Here is a 1,021-nt window from a genome sequence, read left to right on the forward strand (position 1 = left end):
GCCTCCACCTCCACCCCCGCCTCCACCTGCACCCGCGCCAGTGGTACGGGCGCCCCAGCCTGCCCCTGCCGTGGTACCGCAGAATTTCGTCCCTGCACCGGCTCCTATGCCCGAACCCCACACCCCGGTTCCGGAACCCGTCAAGCCCAAATCCCTCCTGGGTACCCTTTTCGACCAGCCCTTGTTCGCCAGCCAGCCGGGGTTGGCCAATCAGGTGGTGCCGCAGACAACAGGGGAGGCAGCACCTGAAGCTCAGGCCGGGCAGGTGCAGGCACAGCCGCAGTTGGAGCAGACATCGGGTCTGCAGCGGGGCACGCAGCTCATCATCCTGGCGGCCGGTCTGATGCTTGCCAGCGCGGCCGCGGTGATCGCGGTCTCGATGGCACGACGCCGGACGGCCACCGGCCGGAGTCACTGACGCTTCTATCCGCCGCAAGCTGACCCCACGGCGGCTCTGCGCGTAATGTCACTACTACGCCCTACGGTGGAGGAATGCCCCTCACCGTCGGAGAACTCAGCGAATCCGCCCTGCTAAAGCGCATCTTCCCGCGCCTTCCGTCAGCTGCTGGCACCCTCGTTGGCCCCGGTGACGATGCCGCCGTCGTCGCTGCCCCCGACGGCCGGACCATCATCTCCATCGACACCCTCGTCCAGGACAAGGACTTCCGGCTGACACGGCCGAACGGATTCGTCACCACCGGCTACGACGTCGGCTGGAAATCCGCGGCGCAGAACCTGAGCGACATCAATGCGATGGGTGGCAGGGCGACGGCGATGGTCGTGAGCCTGACCCTGCCCCCCGAAACACCGATCGACTGGGTTGAATCTCTTGCCGACGGGCTGACGGCGGCGATGGAGCACCTCGGCGCAGAGGGATGCGGCGTCGTCGGCGGCGATCTTGGCGGCGGCACCGGGATCGTCGTCACGGCGGCCGTCACCGGAAGCCTTGAGGGCAGGGCGCCCGTGCTGCGCTCGGGCGCGCAACCCGGCGACGTCGTCGCACTTGCCGGCACGGTGGGGC

At 68.6% G+C, this 1,021-nt stretch carries 2 protein-coding genes; both read left to right on the top strand.

Annotated elements, in window-relative coordinates; translation table 11 throughout:
* The first annotated feature begins 106 nt into the window (after positions 1-106).
* The gene (locus tag Y705_RS0111595) at positions 107-418 is read left to right on the top strand and encodes a hypothetical protein (protein WP_026532978.1); all 312 of its coding nucleotides are present in this window, start codon (positions 107-109) and stop codon (positions 416-418) included.
* A gap of 74 nt (positions 419-492) precedes the next feature.
* Positions 493-1,021, top strand: a 529-nt coding sequence (locus tag Y705_RS23205; RefSeq protein WP_253908590.1) for a thiamine-phosphate kinase, incomplete at its 3' end; no start/stop codon positions are given.

Source organism: Arthrobacter sp. H41 (genome assembly GCF_000520535.1).
Lineage (GTDB): Bacteria > Actinomycetota > Actinomycetes > Actinomycetales > Micrococcaceae > Arthrobacter_D.